Raw genomic sequence first — 3,836 nt, forward strand, 5'->3', positions numbered from 1 at the left:
GACGACGCCGGATGCTCAGTGAAGTACCTCATCCGTGATCGTGACGGGAAGTACCCGGCCCTGTTCGACGCGATCCTCGCCGACGCCGGTACCACGGTCGTGCTCAGCGGGGTGCGGATGCCCCGCATGAACTCGATCATGGAACGGTGGATCCAAGCCTGCCGCCACGAACTGCTCGACCGTACGTTGATCTGGAGGGGTCTATTGCGTTGAGCGTTGCCCTGGTCAGGCAGGCTTGACCGGTGAAACCCTCGAACCGTCGTCGTCCGGCCCTGCCACCACGGTCGGCGTTCGCCGGGTTCCGGTTCCCGCCCGACGTCATCGTGGTCGCCGTCCGGCTGTACCTGCGGTACACCCTCTCCTACCGCGACGTCGAGGAGTTACTGCTTGAGCGGGGTGTCGAGGCCGATCACGTCACCGTCTTCCGGTGGGTGCAACGCTGCACCCCGCTGCTGGCCGACGCGGCCAGGTGGTGCCGGCACGCACCCGGCGACAGGTGGTGCACCGACGAAACCTACGTCAAGGTCAACGGTGTCTGGCGGTACATATACCGGGCTGTTGACCAGGACGGGCAGGTCATCGACGTGCTCGTCTGCGCCCGCCGCGACGCTGCTGCGGCACGCCGGTTCTTCCGCCGGGCGATGGCCACACTGAAGGTGCGACCCACCGAGGTGATCACCGACGCGGCGCCGGTGTACCCGGCCGTGCTCGATGAGCTGGTCCCGTGGGCGTGGCACCATGTCGAACGGCATGCCAACAACCGGATCGAGGCCGACCACAGCCAGCTCAAGCACCGGCTCAGACCCATGCGCGGCCTACGCACCGACCGGACCGCACAGACGATCATCGCCGGACACGCGTTCATGCAGAACCTGCGCCGCGGACACTACGAACTCGGACTCGACGCCCCACGCGGACTCCGTGTCACCGCCGCGTTCACCGAGCTCGCCACCGCCATCTGAAGACCGGGCCGGCACACGCTCGAACGCGCCCTCCGCTCGGCAAACGCAACAGCGCCAGTGATGACGAGGGCCGACGACTACAACAGATCGTGCGGCGTGGGACCGGATCACCGATCCGCCTGCGGCGCGCGATGGTCATCATGGCCTCGGCCAGCGGAAACACCGTGCCGGCAATCGCCCGCCTGGTCCAAGGCGACGAAGACGCAGTCCGAGAGGTCATCCACCGGTTCAACGAAATCGGGCTGGCCTGCCTGGACCCTCAGTGGGCGGGTGGCCGTCCCCGCCGGATCAGTGAAGACGACGAGGTGTTCATCGTCGCGACGGCCACCACCAGACCACAGACACTCGGCCAGCCGTTCACCCGGTGGAGCCTGCGGAAACTCGCCGATTACCTGACCCATAACCACGGCCCCCGCCGAGTCGCGGTCGGTCGGGAACGACTCCGGGAGTTCCTGCACAAGCACGACATCACGTTCCAGCGAACGAAGACATGGAAGGAGACCAACGACCCCAACGCCGAGGCGAAACTCGCCCGGATCGAGGAAGTGACCACCGCGTTCCCGGACCGCGTCTTCGCGTTCGACGAGTTCGGGCCGCTGACCATCCGGCCACACGCCAGCGCGTCCTGGACCGCGGCCGGGCATCCGGACCGGCTGCCGGGCAACTCTCACAAGCTGCACGGCGTGCGGCAGTTCCACGCCTGCTACAGCATCGGCGACGACACCCTGTGGGGCGTCGTCCGCGCGCAAATCCGCCGCCAACACCCTCGCCGCGCTCAAGTCGATCCGCAAGGCCCGTCCGGACGGTGCACCGATCTACGTCATCCTGGACAACCTGTCCGCGCACCAAGGCAAGGCCATCCGGGCTTGGGCTATCCGCAACCGCGTCGAACTGTGCTTCACCCCGACCTACTCCTCGTGGGCCAACCCGATCGAGACGCACTTCGGACCGCTGCGGATGTTCGTCGTCGCCGGCTCCAACCACCCCAACCACCCGGTCGCGACCCAGGCGCTGCACGACTACCTACGCTGGCGCAACGCCAACGCCCGCCACCCCGACGTCCTCGCCGCCCAACGCCGCGAACACGCCCGTATCCGCTCCGAACGCCAACGCCAATGGGGCCACACCGCACGCACCGCGGCATGACCCCCAACCCGGCCAACGTTTCCGGTCAGAGCACTGGTGATGATCAGCCGCAGCGAGCGCCACGAATGGGGCGGACAGCTTCCCCGCGCTCTGGGAACATAAGGCCGCCCATGGAGATCCTCTTCTGGGCGGGAGGAAACCATCAATGGACGCAGGTAGATGGCCGGTCAGGCTTGTCGCCGCTGCGGCGGCGAGCCTGACCGCGACGGGGGTACTCGCGGTCGTGGCGGTGGCACCGGCCAGCGCGGGCAGCGTTGTCACCCCCCAGAATTCGTCGTGGGCGTATGTCGACTCGGCAACTCCGAAGAGCAGTCATGTCAACGAGTCGGGCGACGTACCCGTCGGTGGGGTGACCGACGCGGACGGCAATGACCACAAGGCCCGCGCATACTTCACGTTCGACATCTCCGGCTTGCGGGGAGCTCAGATCTCCACGGCGGTGTTCTCCGCAGCCGAGACCCGGGCGACCGACTGCGTGGACCGCGCGGTTGAGCTTTGGCAAACCGGCCCGGTCAGCTCCGCCACCACGTGGACGAATCCGGCGGTGGAGCAGCAGAAGCTGGCCACCGTCGGGTACACCGCCGGAACGACGTGCCCGATGCCGTACCTCGGATGGAACGCAACAGCCGGTCTGCGTGACGCCTTGGCCGGCGGCGGGAGCGTTCTGACCCTGGAACTTCGCGTACCGGCGCCGCATGAGGGCGACGCGAAGCTGGGCCGGTGGTTCGCCAACAAAGTCAGCTTGACGATCACCTACAACAGGCCCCCGAACGCGCCGACGGGGCTGCGGAATGGTGACGGCTTCGGGGCCGGGAAAGACTGCGCACTGCAAACTCCGGGACCGTTCCTGAACACCATCCAGCCGACGCTCTATGCGACGCTTTCCGACCTGGACCGGGACCAAACCTCTGGGGAGGTGGCGATCTGGCCGGTCGACCAACCCGACAACCGGACCACGTTCAGCATGCCCGATGTGCCGAGCGGCTCTGTCGGCCAGCGGAGAGTGCCGGCCGGTGTCCTCACCGACGGTGGCAGCTACGCGTGGCAGATCCGTGCCTCCGACGGAGCCGCTACGTCGCCCTGGTCGGCCCCGTGCTACTTCCAGGTCGATACCAAACCGCCGACACACGCACCGGACGTCAGCTCAGCGGACTATCCGACCGGGGTCACGTCCGAGGGACAAGGAATCCCGGGAACCTTCGTGTTCACCGCGAATGATCCTGACGTGGTCGGCTTCACCTACGAGTGGGGCGGCGGCACGACCGGATACGTTCCAGCGAACACGCTTGGCGGCACCGCAACCGCCTCGTTGACGCCTCCCCGACCCTCGGTCGATGACCTGCTGGTCACGGCCGTCGACCGGGCCGGCTGGTTTTCGCCCACGACGGACTACCGGTTCTTCGTCTCGGCGACGTGGCCCGCCGTGAGCTACACGGGCACGCCGGCCTTCGGTACTCCGTTCACGGTCAGCTTCGCTCCTGGCGTCATCGACCGCTCCGGGTATCTCCCGACCAGCTACACGTACAAGATCAACGATGGCCCGGCCCAGACTGTCGCGGCGGCGGCCGACGGCACAGCCAGCACCCAAATCACGTTCACCACGCCCGGACCTGCATGGCTGTCAGTCACCAGTACGGGGTCGAACGGTTGGGTGTCCCCGGCAAGCCAAAGCTACTTCTACTTCGACACGACGCCGACGGTCAGCTCGACGGACTACCCAGAGAGCGC

At 67.2% G+C, this 3,836-nt stretch carries 3 protein-coding genes and 3 pseudogenes; all 6 read left to right on the forward strand.

All coding sequences use genetic code 11. The features are described 5' to 3' along the window. Window positions 1–213 (forward strand): annotated as a pseudogene (locus tag AB0B76_RS58745) (integrase); the annotation flags it as partial. A 59-nt stretch (window positions 214–272) separates the two neighbouring features. Then, window positions 273–962, forward strand: a complete 690-nt coding sequence (locus AB0B76_RS58750) for an IS6 family transposase (RefSeq protein WP_360395116.1) — start codon at window positions 273–275, stop codon at window positions 960–962. A 140-nt stretch (window positions 963–1,102) separates the two neighbouring features. After that, window positions 1,103–1,318: pseudogene (locus tag AB0B76_RS58755) on the forward strand (helix-turn-helix domain-containing protein); the annotation flags it as partial. A 286-nt stretch (window positions 1,319–1,604) separates the two neighbouring features. Then, window positions 1,605–1,856: pseudogene (locus tag AB0B76_RS58760) on the forward strand (hypothetical protein); the annotation flags it as partial. A gap of 63 nt (window positions 1,857–1,919) precedes the next feature. Then, complete coding sequence (locus AB0B76_RS58765) at window positions 1,920–2,108, forward strand: integrase (RefSeq protein WP_360395119.1); 189 nt, start codon at window positions 1,920–1,922, stop codon at window positions 2,106–2,108. A 145-nt stretch (window positions 2,109–2,253) separates the two neighbouring features. Next, on the forward strand, window positions 2,254–3,836 hold a 1,583-nt coding region (locus AB0B76_RS58770; protein WP_360395113.1), incomplete at its 3' end, for a hypothetical protein.

This window comes from Dactylosporangium sp. NPDC049140 (assembly GCF_040648435.1).

Excerpts from the sequence above, each read along its gene's own strand:
- AB0B76_RS58765 (WP_360395119.1), top strand. The coding sequence starts at position 1,920 with ATGTTCGTCGTCGCCGGCTCCAACCACCCCAACCACCCGGTCGCGACC.